The organism is Rubripirellula obstinata (genome assembly GCF_001642955.1).
Lineage (GTDB): Bacteria > Planctomycetota > Planctomycetia > Pirellulales > Pirellulaceae > Rubripirellula > Rubripirellula obstinata.
This window is the reverse complement of the sequence record NZ_LWSK01000122.1, coordinates 1-15,454: the sequence shown is the minus strand read 5'-3', so window position 1 is coordinate 15,454 and position 15,454 is coordinate 1. Positions and strand designations below refer to the sequence as shown.

General features: G+C 53.8%; 11 protein-coding genes. 5 read left to right on the top strand and 6 right to left on the bottom strand.

Going from position 1 to position 15,454, the window contains the following annotated elements; genetic code table 11:
* Positions 1-265 precede the first annotated feature (265 nt).
* Entirely contained in the window at positions 266-1,096 is an 831-nt protein-coding gene (locus RC85_RS21060) for a 3-keto-disaccharide hydrolase (protein ID WP_068266500.1), read from the top strand.
* Between the two features lie 19 nt (positions 1,097-1,115).
* Here RC85_RS21060 and RC85_RS27020 read toward each other — a convergent pair whose 3' ends face one another.
* Positions 1,116-1,280 (bottom strand): hypothetical protein, encoded by a 165-nt coding sequence (locus tag RC85_RS27020; RefSeq protein ID WP_157593985.1) that lies wholly within the window; start codon positions 1,278-1,280, stop codon positions 1,116-1,118.
* Positions 1,281-1,689: 409 nt separating this feature from the next.
* Between RC85_RS27020 and RC85_RS21055 the strand changes: the two genes are divergently transcribed.
* Positions 1,690-2,811, top strand: a complete 1,122-nt coding sequence (locus tag RC85_RS21055; RefSeq protein WP_068266497.1) for a glycosyltransferase — start codon at positions 1,690-1,692, stop codon at positions 2,809-2,811.
* Here RC85_RS21055 and RC85_RS21050 read toward each other — a convergent pair.
* A complete protein-coding gene (locus tag RC85_RS21050) occupies positions 2,772-3,788 on the bottom strand; it encodes a superantigen-like protein SSL4 (RefSeq protein WP_068266494.1) in 1,017 nt (338 codons plus the stop codon). The two genes, RC85_RS21055 and RC85_RS21050, sit on opposite strands and share 40 nt — an antisense overlap.
* A gap of 246 nt (positions 3,789-4,034) precedes the next feature.
* On the opposite strand from RC85_RS21050, the gene acnA reads away from it, so the two are divergent.
* Entirely contained in the window at positions 4,035-6,746 is a 2,712-nt protein-coding gene (acnA, locus tag RC85_RS21045) for an aconitate hydratase AcnA (protein WP_068266490.1), read from the top strand.
* A 310-nt stretch (positions 6,747-7,056) separates the two neighbouring features.
* On the opposite strand, the gene RC85_RS21040 is transcribed toward acnA, so the two are convergent.
* The 3 genes from RC85_RS21040 to nadC form a co-directional block, all read right to left on the bottom strand.
* On the bottom strand, positions 7,057-7,515 hold the full coding sequence (locus RC85_RS21040; protein WP_068266488.1) for a hypothetical protein: 459 nt from the start codon (positions 7,513-7,515) through the stop codon (positions 7,057-7,059).
* Positions 7,516-7,837: 322 nt separating this feature from the next.
* Positions 7,838-9,271, bottom strand: a complete 1,434-nt coding sequence (locus RC85_RS21035; RefSeq protein WP_084422908.1) for an undecaprenyl-phosphate glucose phosphotransferase — start codon at positions 9,269-9,271, stop codon at positions 7,838-7,840.
* A gap of 137 nt (positions 9,272-9,408) precedes the next feature.
* Positions 9,409-10,341, bottom strand: coding sequence for a carboxylating nicotinate-nucleotide diphosphorylase (gene nadC / locus RC85_RS21030; protein WP_068266485.1), 933 nt, complete (start codon positions 10,339-10,341; stop codon positions 9,409-9,411).
* A gap of 90 nt (positions 10,342-10,431) precedes the next feature.
* Between nadC and RC85_RS21025 the strand changes: the two genes are divergently transcribed.
* On the top strand, positions 10,432-10,830 hold the full coding sequence (locus RC85_RS21025; RefSeq protein ID WP_068266481.1) for a ComEA family DNA-binding protein: 399 nt from the start codon (positions 10,432-10,434) through the stop codon (positions 10,828-10,830).
* Positions 10,831-10,952: 122 nt separating this feature from the next.
* Complete coding sequence (uvrB, locus tag RC85_RS21020) at positions 10,953-13,061, top strand: excinuclease ABC subunit UvrB (protein WP_068266478.1); 2,109 nt, start codon at positions 10,953-10,955, stop codon at positions 13,059-13,061.
* Between the two features lie 751 nt (positions 13,062-13,812).
* On the opposite strand, the gene RC85_RS21015 is transcribed toward uvrB, so the two are convergent.
* Complete coding sequence (locus tag RC85_RS21015) at positions 13,813-14,820, bottom strand: DUF6733 family protein (protein WP_149752776.1); 1,008 nt, start codon at positions 14,818-14,820, stop codon at positions 13,813-13,815.
* Positions 14,821-15,454: the final 634 nt, after the last annotated feature.

Sequence of the window (15,454 nt, the reverse complement as noted above, 5' to 3'; positions counted from 1 at the left end):
CATCGCCCCGCGCGTTTCGCCCCGCATGGACGCGCGGGGCGATGCCCACGCGGTTAAACAGTTTAGAAACCCTTCACGGCGTCGGGTACAACTCCTGATGGACTGAACCCTGGCGGGCCCAGCTACGAGAAAACCGGGAAGTTGTTTCGGGACAGTTCCTTAGCCGCATGGGCAATTCAACGCAGTACAATGCTGTTGCCGGAACTGCGCGAAGCTTGTTCCGGCCTACATTCGCTCGCTCTCACAATCTTGCCAGGACTGCAGAATGACTCGAAACTATCCCTCTTTTGTATCGACTTGGGTTGCAACGCTGTTCATTGCAACGCTGTTCATTGCAACGCCTAGCGTGTTGCTGGTTGGCTTTGCCGCTGGCAATTGCTGGGCTGACCAACCCGACGCCGATCATCCCGCGACTGAACAGTCAGCCGAGAATTGGATTGAGTTGTTCAACGGGAAAGATTTGAAAGACTGGACACCCAAGTTTACGACTCGGCCACTCGGTGAGAATTATCGCGATACGTTTCGAGTCGAGGATGGCGTCTTGAAGATCGATTATCAGAACTGGGATCGCTTTGAAGGTGAATTTGGGCACCTGTTCTACAAAACGCCCTATTCCAATTATCGGCTTCGCGTTGAGTATCGTTTCACGGGTGACCAGATCGATGGTGGTCCCGAGTGGGCGATCCGAAACAATGGATTGATGATTCACGGTCAGACCGCTGAATCCATGAAGCTGGACCAACGGTTTCCGGACTGCATCGAGGTACAGTTGCTTGGTGGCACTGGAACCGAGCAGCGCGGCACATTGAACGTTGTCACGCCGGGAAGTGATGTGATCATCGACGGCAAGCGAAACAAGCAGCACGTGATCCAATCAAACGGACCAACCTATCACGGCGACGATTGGGTTACCGTTGAGGTCGAGGTCCACAACAACCGAATGTTGAAACACATCGCCGATGGCAAGATTGTCGCTCAGTACAGCGAACCGCAACTTGACGATGGCACGCCCATGACAGGCGGCACCATCTCGATCCAAGCTGAAACCCATCCAACTGAGTTTCGCAAAATTGAACTGCTACCGCTCGGCAATTAGCGGATGGCAACGCAGATGTTTATCGCTGCGACTTGTTACGATCGGAAGACTCGTTCCGCTCGCGAGTTTCGTGATCGGTGCTTTCCTCTTTCTTCGAAGAAGGTGGGCCGACGATGAAGTTGCTGAGGCTGACGGTTTCTTTGAGACCGTGAACCGTTTCGATGGTCATGGAAGGATTGATCATTGGGAGTTTCCTTTGGGTACCAGTGTGCTGCTGAATGAGTGCGGCTCACTGGGAAGTACGTTTCGCTCGCCGCTTGTTTTCCCAAACGCGCAAGGGAGCAAAACAATGCTAAGTTACTGGAATACTTATTGGGATTCGTCGGCGATAATCGGGTGATAATCGGGTGATTAAGTTGCGACCTTCTTCGAAGAGTACGAAGGAAGCATCGGTCGTCTTCGCAAAGGGCGCAGAGACTAAACGGGTCTGGACTCACGAACAGCCAATGTCGCGTCGGCTGGTATCGGTTATCCGGAATTTCAGGCGGGTATGTCGATAGAAAAACAACCAGCCAAGGTCACGATACGCTCCCTTGAATGCCCGATAACGGCGGACAACCTTCGATTGATCAACATCCGAGTAAAATGATTCCGTGCATATTGATTTTATCATCACTGAAATGTTCGCTGGCGGTGCTGAAAGATGCTTGACCGAAGTCGCCTGCGGTTTGGCCGATCGCGGTGATCATGTGCGAGTGTTTTCGCTCGGTTCGCTACCGGTCGGACAACAATCGTTGCTGGTTGACCGTTTGCGGGAAACAGGCATCGAAGTGGTAAGCGGCAACGCAGACTCGGTGCGCGAGGTTATCGGAGCTCGCAAACGGCTTGATTGTTTTTTCAGCGAGTCGCCGCCGGACGTCTGCCAAACGTTTATGTTTCACGCCAATACGCTGGGTGCGTTTACAGCAAGACTAAGAAAACGGGACACCGTCGTCATTGGTGGTCTGCGAGTCGCCGAAGATCGCTGGATACGAAATCGAATCGAAGCGGCCGCATTGAAACGAATGGACGGATTGATCTGCGTCAGCGAATCGGTGCGACAATTCTCAATCAACAAACTCGGTGCCGATCCGAATCGCACGATCACCATTCCAAACTCGGTTGATGTCGGACGTTTTGAAAGCGGCGAAGACTTCGATGTCAGCTCGCTTGGATGGCCGGTCGATTCGAAGGTGATTCTGTTTGTCGGTCGAATGCACCAACAAAAAGGTCTCGACCTGATTCAAAAGCAAATCGATCGCCTCGTTCCCAAAGGAAGCAATCGCAAACTGATCTTGATTGGCGAAGGTCCGCTTGCCGGATCGATTGACCAATGGTGCGAAACCGTTGGTACTGATCGCGTTCAACGAATGCCGTGGCAAAGCGATGTGGCACCACTGGTGCGGCGGTGCGATTTGTTGCTGCTGCCAAGTCGCTACGAAGGAATGCCCAACGTGGTGATGGAAGCCATGGCGGCGGCCCGCCCGATCGTTTGCTCGCGGGTCGAAGGCATCGCCGAACTGCTTGGCGATGATCCAGTTCAGTCGTTTGAAATCGGCGACGATCTGGCAATGGCGAAGCAAGTCGATGGATTGCTAAGCCAACCGGAGCAGTCGGTTCAGGTCGGGCAGTTGAACCAACAACGCGTGCGTCGCGATTTTTCAATCGCTGGAATGATTGACGCCTACCGAAGCTACTATCGCAAGCTTGCCGATCGGCGACTGGATGTTCGGTAGTTACCAGACAACGGGCGTTGCCGTGATTGACGCGAAACACGTTGGCGTTTTGATACGCGAGGTGCGGCCGATTCGGTTTGATAAGCACTCGGCTTTACCGGTTGAAAACGACGAACATGAACTTCGTCATCGCCAAAGGGATCCGAGAATGCGTCGGGAACTGAATCGGGAACCGGCGATTGCGTCTCGGGCTGACTGCGTTGAATCGAATTCGCATTGGGATCGGAAAGCGGTGCTGCTGAACCCGTTGATGGCGATGGCACCAAACGCGGAGAACTCATTCGTGGTTGAGGATGAACGCGTGGTGCAACCGTGCTGGGCGGCATCGGTGCGTTGTGATGCCCAGGTGCATTGTGATGCCCGTGACTTGAATGCGATTGGTGGATGGGAGGCGATGGAATTGGCGTAGGAATCATCATGGGTTCGGTCATGACATGTCCGCCGGAGCATCCACAATCCATTGGCGATGACTCGCAGCCACATTGCCCAGAACTACGTTTGCGGCGTTTGTCCAGCCCGAACAGTTTTTCGATTCCCCCGGCGACTGCGTCAAGCGATTGATAGATGGGATTGAACCGCTTTGGCTTGCAGCCGGAATCGCAGCCCCCATCGCAACCGCCCATTTCACATTCACAAGGCTGATCAAATCCGCAGGCGGGCTCTGATCCGCAGGCGGGTTCAAAGCCACAAGCTGGTTCTGATCCACAGGCTGGCTCGCAACCGCAATCAGCATCCTCGAATCCGCACGCGGGCTCGAAGACAGGTTCGCAGCCGCACTCCGCTTCGGCTCCGCAAGTTGCTTCGGCTCCGCAGGCTGCTTCGAGACCGCAGGTTGCTTCGAGACCGCAAGCCGGTTCACAGCCGCAATCGCCCGCAGTGACCGAACCTGCGACAAAAAGGCTCATGCCGCTGGTGACGATGCACGCCCCGATTAGGGAAAGATAAGATTGGTGTTTCACGCGAGAGATTTTCCACATCGAGATTGCTCGTAGGTGCGACTACAAAAAACTATGCAAATCGGGGCACCCTGCGTGCTTCCGCCTTTGCCGACATGGACAAGACATCGACCCCTTGCAACCGGTTTGACCAAAAGAATCCTGACGACCGTCAAAGTTTGACTAAGTTGACACAGAGGAATCGGCAGACAGATGCGGGTGCAATTGGTACACTCTGGGCGTCGCTTCCTGGTCTTTTTCCCGCTAATCCCCATAGAGAATGACATCGTGACTTTCGACCCCTTTGGCGTACGTGACACGCTTGATACTGGCAATGGCAACGCAACGATGTACCGGCTTAGCAAGCTGGAAGACGCAGGACTCGGCGAAATCAGCCGCCTTCCATTCTCGATTCGGGTTTTGCTCGAATCGGTGCTGCGTAACTGCGACGATTTTTCGGTCAGACAGGAAGACGTCAAAAACTTGGCAGCCTGGAATGCCTCCGAGCCAGCCAAACAAGAAGTTCCGTTCAAGCCCTACCGCGTCGTCCTGCAAGACTTCACCGGCGTCCCCGCCGTGGTCGATTTGGCGGCCATGCGAAGTGCGATGCAGCGAATTGGTGGCGATCCCGAAAAAATCAATCCGTTGATCCCAGTGGATCTGGTCATCGATCACAGCGTCCAAGTGGATTACTTCGGCACCGATGTTTCGCTGTCGAAAAACGTTGACATGGAATTCAAACGCAACCGCGAGCGTTATGAATTCCTGCGTTGGGGCCAACAAGCGTTCGACAATTTTTCGGTCGTGCCGCCCAACGTTGGCATCGTCCACCAAGTCAACTTGGAATACCTGGCTCGCGTCGTTGCGATCAAGGAAACCGCCGATGGTCCCATCGCCGTGCCCGATACTCTGGTCGGCACCGATTCGCACACGACCATGATCAACGGATTGGGTGTCCTTGGTTGGGGTGTCGGTGGCATCGAAGCCGAAGCCAACATGCTGGGACAACCCTTGTACATGTTGATGCCCGAAGTTGTCGGGTTTGAATTGACCGGATCGATTCCGGCCGGCGCGACTGCGACCGATATGGTTTTGCGAGTGGTTGAAATTCTTCGCGAAGAAGGTGTCGTCGGCAAGTTTGTCGAATTCTTTGGCACGGGCATGAACAAAATGAGCGTCGCTGACCGAGCAACGATCGCCAACATGGCTCCTGAATACGGTGCGACGATGGGTTTCTTTCCCGTTGACGGCGTGACGCTAGATTATCTGCGTCAAACCGGACGCAACGAAGCCAATGTTCAGTTGGTTGAACGCTACAGCAAAGAACAAGGTCTGTTCCGAACCGACGATGGGCCGAAACTGAATTACACCAAGACCCTTTCGCTGGACTTGTCTACGGTTGAACCTTCGCTTGCCGGTCCCAAACGCCCACAGGACCGCATTCCACTTCAACAGATGAAAAAGTCTTTCAACGATTCGTTGACCGCGCCGATCGGCAAGACCGGTTTCGGGCTGGACGCGAGCGAACTAGGCAAGACAGCGGAGATAAAGTCGGACGATAAAACCAGTCAAATCACTCACGGTGCTGTTGTTATCGCCGCGATCACCTCATGCACAAACACATCGAACCCTTCGGTGATGATTGGTGCAGGCTTGCTGGCCAAGAAGGCGATGGAAAAGGGGCTGACCGTTCCCTCCCACGTAAAGACTTCGTTGGCACCCGGTTCACGAGTAGTAACCGAGTACTTGGACAAAGCTGGTTTGACCGAAAGCCTAAACAAGCTCGGGTTCAACACCGTTGGTTATGGTTGCACCACCTGCATCGGCAACTCGGGACCGCTTCCGCCAGTGATTGCTAACGCGATTAAATCAAGCGACTTGGTGGCTTCCGCGGTGCTTAGTGGAAACCGCAACTTCGAGGGCCGTGTGAATCCGCTAACCAAGGCAAACTACTTGGCTAGCCCACCGTTGGTTGTCGCATACGCGCTCGCCGGTTCAACCGACATTGACCTGCACACCGAACCGCTTGGACAAGACCAAGACGGTGCAGACGTTTTCTTGAAAGACATCTGGCCGTCGCCGGATGAAGTTCGTCAAACGATGGCCAGTTCCATCACTCCCGAAATGTTCACCGAGCAATACGGCACGGCGATCGAAGGCAACGAGCTTTGGAACGCAATCGAAGTGGCGACCGGTGCGATCTATCCGTGGAGCGATGACAGCACCTACATCCAGCACCCGCCATTCCTCGATAGCGTGACCGGTCAAGATGTCCCGGACATCAAACCAATCAAGGGCGCAAGAGTCCTTGCATTGCTCAACGATTCGGTGACGACTGACCACATTTCACCCGCCGGTGCAATCGCGTCCGACGGACCAGCGGGCAAGTACTTGCAAGAGAAGGGCGTGGACATTCGTGACTTCAACAGTTTCGGATCTCGTCGCGGCAATGACCGAGTGATGGTGCGGGGAACGTTTGGCAACATCCGAATTCGCAACCAGTTGGCACCGGGTACCGAAGGCGGCGTGACGCGGTACCTGCCGACCGACGAAGTGATGAGCATCTATGATGCGTCGATGAAGTACCAAGCCGACGGGGTGCCATTGGTCGTGCTAGCCGGGACCGAATATGGAACCGGATCCAGCCGCGATTGGGCAGCCAAAGGAACGTTGTTGCTGGGCGTCAAAGCCGTCATCACGGCCAGCTACGAACGTATCCACCGCAGCAATTTGGTCGGCATGGGAATCCTGCCGCTTGAATTCGCCGGCGGTGCGACATGGCAAAGCCTCGGATTGACGGGCGAGGAAACCATCGACATTCCCGATCTCTGCAACGACCTTGAACCGCGCAGCACCATCACCGTGACCGCAACGTCACCGGACGGCACCGCCAAGGCGATCCCTTGCGTGGTGCGGATCGATACGCCAGTCGAAATGCAGTACTACCAGAACGGCGGGATTCTGCACACCGTTTTGCGGAATCTGTCGAAACCGGAATAGAGTTATTCACCTCGTCCGATTCGACATTCAAGAATGTCGATCGGGCTAGGGTTGAAAGACAACGTTGAAACAAGCGTTTCATGTCAGTTGAATTCCCGGGTGAAACGCAAAAGTTGCGTAGCGACGATGGTATCAGCCAGGGGTGTCCGAACCGAGCGACAGCGAGTCTTCGGTAAGCGCCAGGCGTAGGCCGGTAACAAGCCGCTTCGGCGCTGTTCCGGCAGATAGCGTTGGCAAGCAGTGTTGGCGCGGATTGCCGGAACTGCGTCGAAGACTCCTTGTTCCGGCCTACCTAGCTCCGCCTGCCCAACTAGATTTCCATTGGATCTGCAATTTGGCTGTCGTCGAGCTGCATCGCATCAAGCTCCGGTTCAACCGCTGGTCTTCCAGCGTCACTTTCCACCGGTTGCGAATACTGCATTGGTACCGGTTCGACTTGCACTGGTGATTCGGTCGGATACGACTCGACGGGTGCCAAGCCATACCCTCCCATCAAATTCTGATCGACTGGCGTCACTTCATCCAACTGGTACAGCGGTGATTCGACTGCTTGCTGAACTTGTGGTTGGACAGGACTGGCGCAGACGTGGTGGCAAGTTGAAGGAACTGAACGGGAATGGCATTGCCGGTTCCCTTGGCATGCCGAGCGACAACCGGCCATCACCACGATCCCGGCAGCGATACAAAGCAGTACTGTTTGGTAGCGGGCGTGGCTTGCACCGCCGGGGATACTCGATTGAGCGTCGCGTTTGGATTCCAGAAAATTCATGTGCATGCCTCCTGCATGATTGTCAGCCTTATCTATTTAAGGCTGACAAATGAACCAATTGCTGGAACCTTCATTCAGGTGAATGAGAAGAATTCCGCAATGATATTAGTTGGAGACATCCGTGTCGGTACGTTGAACCAGATCCGTCTGGTTCTCCGCGCAATACCTTGCTGCGGTATCGGACAGGATCGGCTTCGCGACGCCAAAGTGAGTACACTTTTTGAATTGTCTGGCTCAATCGTCAATAGCGTCATTTTCCGACCGAGATGCGTCAATGCGGATTGCCGGAGCTGCGTTTCGCTTGTTCCGGCCTGCATTCGATCTAATGCGCTTGGTCTTGTTTGAGCACGACAAAGACCGTGCGGAACATGATCTTGATGTCCGACCAAAGCGACCAACTGCGGATGTACCGATGGTCCCAATTGATACGCGCTTGCATTTTATCAAGCGTCTCGGTCTCACCACGACAACCGTTGACCTGCGCCAACCCAGTGATCCCCGGCTTCACTTTATGACGCAGCATGTAACCGCGAATCAGGCTGCGATACTGTTCGTTGTGAGCGGATGCATGTGGACGTGGCCCGACCAGCGACATCGATCCCTGAAGCACGTTAAAGATTTGTGGGATTTCATCCAAACTGGTTCGACGCAGGATCGCGCCGACGTGAGTGATTCGCGGATCATCCGTGGTTGCCTGTTTGACAACCGGACCGTTATCGCAAGTTCGCATGCTGCGGAACTTCCAAACCAAAATTTCGCGTCCATCGAGACCATAGCGACGCTGGCGAAAAAAGACTGGACCGGGTGACGATGCCTTTACGGCGATGGCGATCAACAACATCGGAATCGCGGACGCCACCAAAGCAATGGATGCCAAAACGACATCGGAAACTCGTTTGACCATTCCATCAACGCCGAAAAGAGGATTTTCAAAGACGCTGACCGCAGGCAAGCCGCCCATGCTGGTCCACTGAGAATGCAAGAGTTCAAAGACGAAGAAATCAGGGACGATGTAAACTGAAACGGTCGAATCGCTAAGCTGGTCCAACAAGTATCGGATTCGATCCTCGGCACGCATTGGCAATGTGATCAGCACCGTATCGATTTCACCATTGCGGGCCTGTTCGACGAGTTCGACTAGATTCCCGTGCAACGCGATCGCTGTGCTGTTTGATGAATCTTTTGCTGATGAATCGCTTGCACCAGAATCACGCAGGATCGATCGATCGTCATAGAATCCGACCAGTTGTAAACCGATCGACGGATCTTGTTCAATGTTTGCGGCGGTCTGTCGCCCTAGATCATTTAAACCAGCAATGGCAAGTTTGCGAACGCCGATGCCACGCTTCATCAGTCCGCCTTGAACGATCCGCATGCTCATCCGCCCAAGCCCGATCAGGCAAGGTGCCAACGCGATCCAGCCCATCATCACGCTGCGAGCAAAGTGTTGACCGTAACGTGTTGCGAAAGCCAATAACGCCAGCACCAAAATGGTCATCGACCAGGTCGCGGCCAGGGTTGTCATTTCGCGATCTGCGGAACCCACATCGGGACGACGATGAAAGCCGGTCAATTGCGACATTAACAGGAAGACGATGACCGCGATCAAGCCCATCGCAAGAGCCATCTCTTCGACGACGCCACGAGAAATCCATTTGACAATTGCAAGTGATGCCAGCACCCCGGCTGCATCGAGTGCGGGTTGCAGCACGTCCAACCATCGTCGTTGGGTAATGATCGGAGCTTGTGAAATCATAGAATTCGATCGAGTCGTCAGCGTAATGGTGGTAGTTGGTCTGTCGGACTCATCTCGCTGCACTCGCTTTCCCTGCAAAGAGAGAAACGCGTAGGGAGACCTTCCGCCTCCGGCGATCTGAGATTCGACACCAAACCCTAGTTCACGTCTGCGTCGAACCAATCAAAACCGAGGTCTAAAGAGGTCGCTTGGTGAGTCAAAGCGCCACTACTGATTCGGTTCACCCCCGTCGCAGCGATCGAAGCGATGGTATCGATTGTGACGTTTCCCGATGCCTCCAACTCCACCGGGCTGCCCGCGGCATCGCGAATCGCGACCGCTTCGGCCAACGATTCCAATGCAAAATTGTCCAGCAAGATAATATCCGGGCCGCTGGGCAAGACGTCCCGAAACTGATCCAACGAATCAACCTCGATTTCGACAATCTCCGGTGCATTCATGCGTTCCACTGTTCCGCCACGCCAAGCAATCGCTTTGGCCGCTGCCACGCTGGCGTCGATTGGCCCGTTTGCGTCACCGGCCAAAGCCAAGTGATTGTCTTTGATCAGAAAGCCATCATGCAAGCCGCTGCGATGACTGGTAGCACCGCCACACCTGACCGCGTACTTTTCGATCAGACGCCAACCGGGCGTCGTTTTTCGCGTGTCGTACAACCGCGACTTTGTGCCCTCGATCGCATCGACATACTGTTTGGTCAGTGTCGCAATGCCACACAAACGACTCAACAGATTCAAAACCGTTCGCTCGGCTGTTAATAAATCCCGAACATTTCCAACAATGCTAGCAATTGCTTTTTGTGGAACGAGTTCGGTGCCGTCTTGCTGATGAATTTCAACTTGCAGATCAGCATCAAACTCTTCGATGATCCATGGCATTAAATCAGCTCCGGCACAAACACCTGGTTTTCGCGGGACAATCCTGCATCCACCGCGACGTGAATCATCAATCAGACATACGGTGGTCCAATCAATTTGGTCTCGCAAGTCCTCGGCAATGGCCAGTCGCACGAGTGCTTGCAAATCGTCTTTCATTTGCAAGTTCGGGACGACGGACGTGTAATCTTTGGGCATAGGTCAGTCTCGACTATTGATTGGCGTGGGCGCGTGCTTTATCACTGTTGTTCGTGTGGAGGCCCACCAGGATAATGGAACACGGCAAGCATGACGCAACACAACGACCGAGTCGAGATATCGTCTGGTGCAGCAATCCATCCGGCATCACCGTTGCAACAACGATCGGTACAGTCTTTCATTTTGGCTGCGTCGATTTCGGCTTGCCTTTTCATCGCCTGGAATTTCCCAACACACTCCAGCGAACCGCGGCCGGTTATTACTGCAGTCGAGTTTGATCTCAATTCAGCCAGCGTCCAGGAACTGTCATTGGTGCCAGGCATTGGACCAAAGCTTGCCCGGCGAATCATTGAGAACCGACAACGGCTAGGCGATTTCCCGACTTTGGAATCCTTGCAGCGAGTTCACGGGATCGGCCCGCGAACGACCACGCGTGTCGCGACGATCTGCGTGGTGGAGTTAGAAACGCCTCGAGTTGCGTCAAAGTAGAGGACGAATTCGCGTCCGGTTGTTGACGGGTAGACAGGGCATCTAACATGCTGACAAAGGCGTGCGAGATTGCTCAGCGTCTTCTTGCTCCCGTCACTTATTAACGTAGCGCTGAAAATCTAGTGCCTGACATCGAACTCGCCAACTTTGACCTCCATCAACCATTCCCACCGGCTGGCGATCAGCCGCAAGCGATCGAGGCGCTGACGCGTGGATTCAACGCCGGACGCGATTGCCAAGTTTTGTTGGGGGCAACGGGTACGGGCAAGACCTACACGATGGCCAACGTGATCGCCAATGTTGGGCGACCGGCATTAATCTTGAGTCATAACAAAACGCTGGCGGCTCAGCTTTACGGCGAGTTCAAAGAGTTCTTTCCAACCAGCGCGGTCCATTACTTCGTTAGCTACTACGATTACTATCAACCCGAAGCCTACATCCCGCAGCGCGACGTCTACATCGAAAAAGACTCGTCGATCAACGAGGAAATTGATCGGCTTCGGCTCGCCACCACAAGCTCATTAGTCAGTCGCCGTGACGTCGTCATCGTTGCCTCGGTCAGCAGCATCTACGGATTGGGTTCACCGAAGGAATACAAGGATCAAACCGTTGCACTGCATCGTGGTGAACAAACGCGTCGAGATCATTTGTTGCTGAAGTTGGTGGACATTCTTTACGAACGCAACGATGTCGAATTCACTCGTGGTAAGTTTCGCGTCCGCGGCGACTCGATTGAATTGTGGCCCAGTTACGAAGAGTTCGCGTACCGCATTGAAATGTGGGGCGATGAAATTGAACAGATCTCGATCATCAAACCTGTCTCGGGCGAGACGATCAAAACGGTCGATCACGCTTACGTTTATCCGGCACGTCACTTTGTGATGTCAGAAAACAAGATCCAATCAGCGATCCGCGTGATCAAAGAAGAGTTGAATCAACAGCTCGAAACGTTTCAGTCGCAGGGCAAACTGTTGGAGGCGCAGCGGTTATCGGCTCGCACTCGATTTGATCTGGAAATGATGGCCGAAGTCGGACATTGTCCCGGCATCGAAAATTACAGTCGTCCGCTGTCGGGCAAACCGCCCGGCGCGACGCCTGACACGCTTTACGATTTCTTCCCTGACGACTTCATCACCTTCGTCGATGAATCGCACGTCACGGTTTCTCAGGTCCGTGCGATGTACGCGGGCGACCGAAGCCGAAAAGAAACGCTGGTGTCGCACGGATTCCGCCTGCCCAGTGCGATGGACAACCGGCCGCTAAAGTTTGACGAATGGGAAGCCCGCACGGGACCGATTTGCTTTGTCTCGGCAACACCCGCGGACTACGAACTGGAACGAACCGGTGGCGAAGTGGTCGAACAGATCATCCGCCCAACCGGCTTGCTGGATCCGGTGATCGATGTGGTGTCGGCGCGAGGCCAGGTGAATCATTTGCTGGAAGAAATTCGCGTACGGGCTCAAAAAGATGAACGTGTTCTGGTGACCGCGCTGACCAAGCGGTTGGCGGAAGACTTGGCGACGTTCTTTCAGGAACAGAACGTTCGTTGTCGTTGGCTGCACAGCGAACTGGATGCGTTTGAACGCGTTGATTTGCTGCAGGAGCTTCGCGCCGGCAGCTTCGATTGCTTGGTGGGCGTCAACTTGCTTCGCGAAGGCTTGGATTTGCCCGAAGTCTCACTGGTGGCAATTTTGGATGCTGATAAAGAAGGTTTCCTGCGCAGTGAAACTAGCCTGAATCAAACGATCGGTCGAGCTGCCCGTAACGCCAACTCGAAGGTGATCTTGTACGCTGACAAAGTCACCAATTCGATGAAGATGGCGATCGACGAAACCGAGCGCCGCCGTGCGATTCAACAAAAGTACAACGAAGAACATGGCATCACGCCAGAGACGATTCGCAAATCGATTCGATCGGGAATCGAAGCGGATGCGTCGAAGCATCGCAAAGCATCCGCCGCAGCCAAGGGCGAATCGGATGGAACTTACATTACGATCGAGTTCGTTGATGCGTTGGAACAAGAAATGATTGCCGCGGCGGAGGCGTTGGAATTTGAAAGAGCCGCCTCGCTTCGTGATCGTGTGCTACAGCTAAAAGATAACATTGGCAAACCGCTGGCCGAAGTCGAGTACGACGCACCAGCAAAATCAGGGAAGGGCGGTCGCCAGTCCAAACGCCGCAAAGGCGTCAAAGGCGGCCGCAGCAAAGTGCCCAGGCCGAAAGCGAATTGAAGTCGATCCAAATCGATCGCTGGATAATTGGCTGAAAAGCGACAATTATCCCCTCCGCTGCTAGGGATCAGATGAAAAGCACTTCAAGATGGGGGAAATGTCAGCTTTGTTCTTTACTGGTGACCCGGTGGGGCACGGCGTATTGACGCCTTCTCGCGTGAACTTCCTTCCATCCCCCATACGTGCCAGCAATTCACTCCCCCGGACGCAAAAAACGGCCAACGGTTTAACCAGCCCCCGTAATTGAGACTGAAGACGAACTTATTCACAGTCCGATAGATATCAAAGGTGATTTTCAGCGTTACCTGCCAAACCAAACCACCGCATATATTTAATTTACGGTTTCAGCTATTTGTTTTATCTATCAAGCCTGTGAAGCCGATTGTCTTCAACATGGAAGTAAAACTGCAACTCAAAAACACCCCCTGTTGATGGACGGCTCTTCCTCTCGGAAAGGGTTGGCTCTCGGAAAGGGTTGGGCTTTTTTTGCCAAGAATACTTAATGTCATCAGTGAACCATTGCCACCGAATAGCGACTCCTTCGCACTCGCACGCCCGAGGCGGTGTTGAAGTTGGCGTGAATCGACACGCTTGGGAAAGCGGCGATTCATTGATGCAATTTGTCGATAACGGGTTGCCGTTAAAGAGAGATCGGCCTGTCGAAAATTCGACAGGCCGATCCGTGCGGCACAATTTCTATCAGACGGATAAACTGCTAGAAATCGTTAAACTTCTAGAGACCTTTAAACTACTAGAAGCTGTATCCAATGGTGACTTTGTAGAAGTCACCGCCCAGTCCAACATTGTCATCCATGTTGGTACCGGCGGAGTATCGCATGGACAAACCGTTGGGCAATGCGACCTGCATGTAAGGACCAAACCACTGGTACAGGTTCAGTGCGTCGCCGCCACCCGCCAGTTCGGTTTGACGAAGCATTTCGTAATGAAGCCCCATCGACAACACGCTACGCCAATCGTTGCACTCGCTCCAAGGTCGGATTCCAGCGTTGTACCACCAGTGCAGGTAGTCATTGTTGGTTTCGCCTTCGGTGCCGACGTAGTAACCCATGTAAAGCTGCGATTCAAGAGCACTGTCGCCGTAGTTGACGGTCAGGTTTGGAACGATCCCGTCCCAGACTTCGGGTGTGTTAGTTCCGCCACCGATACCGCGAGACAGCAATGCACCGTTGAGAACCCCAAGTTGTGGGTTCACGTTCAGGGCTCCGTCCATCATCTTGAAGTTCAGACCACCACCGAACTCGGTCCACAGACCGGTTCCGTCGATGCCTGCACCGCCAAGACCACCAGCCCCTTGCGAGAAGAAGTCGGTGTGCCAAAGAATGCTGTAGAACGTGACGTCAACTTTCTCGTTGACCGCGTAACCAGCAGCGGCGGTTGTGTAGTTTCCGAAGAACACGTCTTGGTTGAAACCAATCGACGCGGCGACACGGGAATCACCACCATAGGCACCCGTACCTGGGCACATTTCTTGGCTGAACCACGAATCGCATCCAGTATCGCAACTGGTTTCTTGGCAGCACGAAACTTGTTGAATGTTCGAATCGCTTGGTGCCGTGCCTTGTTGATGGCCAGCGGTCGCAACAGCGTTTTGGCTTTCCATGGCAACAAACTTGATGTCTGCCGTGGCAGGCTTCTTCAGTTTGCTACGAAACGCATTCGCGAAAATCCCTTCGGCATGAGCGCCAGCACCTTGTGCCAGAATCAATGCTGAGAAAAGGGTACATATCGTCAACTTCATCTTAATCTTCCTTGGTGAAGGGTGCATATAACCTTGCCAGACTAAAAGCGTCTGATGGTCTGTTCTTCATGAACATTTAATGCAGGAAACATTGTCCTCACCGCGGAGCCTCCGCTACTCCGAATAAGCTTCGAGTAAAGGTGACTTCGCAATTTGAACAACATTTAAAAGTAGAGAACTATCCACCGATTACCGGTAGGGCAACGTTTAATAGCCCTGCTCTCTCTACCCTCCGCCTAAGATCTGTTTCGGTGTCGCGAAACACTTTTCGAGAGGCGAAGGTGGCAATAGTTGCTCGTTTTCAGAAGCGCCGAGCACGAATCGCTTCATACTGTAACGGTCTGGTAAAGGAACCAGATTTTCAGCGTGCCAATGGATGAGCGGATGGCACAGCGTGGTCCGATAGAAGGGGTGCCAATTAGAGGCCAATTTTTGTCGCGTCGAGCCCTAAGCTTTTTGCTTAAGCCTGGCAAGAATGGTCACCAACCGAGTGGTAGGATCAACAGGCTCGGTCTGGCCTGATGAAAATGTGTCGCTGTCAACTTGTCACGACCCTTGAAAGTAGGCCGTAGCGAGCCATAGCGAGTTACGGCGGTGCGCGAATTGCCGTAACTCGCTATGGCTCGCTACGGCC